General features: G+C 37.8%; 1 protein-coding gene. It reads left to right on the top strand.

Annotated elements, in window-relative coordinates:
• A partial coding sequence (locus KH400_RS21505) for a purine-nucleoside phosphorylase (RefSeq protein WP_217228122.1) occupies positions 1-415 on the top strand: 415 nt, incomplete at both ends.

The raw sequence follows: 415 nt of genomic DNA, 5'->3' as shown, positions 1-415 counted from the left end.
GGGGATCCACTACGAGCGAAATATATAGCTGAAACATTTTTAGAAGATGCTGTTTGCTATAATGAAGTAAGAGGCATGTTAGGATTTACCGGTACATATAAAGGTGAGCGTATCTCGGTTCAAGGAACAGGAATGGGTGTTCCTTCCATTTCTATATACATTAATGAACTTATGCAAGAATACAATGTTCAAAACTTAGTACGTGTTGGAACTTGTGGAGCGATTCAAAAGGATGTTAAAGTAAGGGATGTCATTTTAGCAATGAGCGCTTCGACCGATTCGCAAATGAATCGTTTAACATTTGGTGGAGTAGACTTCGCTCCTACTGCTAATTTTGATTTACTTAAACAAGCGTATGATGCCGGCCTTGAAAAAGGGTTAAATTTAAAAGTAGGGAATGTCTTTACTGCAGATA

Origin of the sequence: Desertibacillus haloalkaliphilus (genome assembly GCF_019039105.1) — a bacterium.
In the GTDB taxonomy this organism is placed as follows: domain Bacteria; phylum Bacillota; class Bacilli; order Bacillales; family KJ1-10-99; genus Desertibacillus; species Desertibacillus haloalkaliphilus.
Note: the sequence above shows the minus strand (reverse complement) of the source record. Positions and strands in the feature narration are given on the sequence as shown.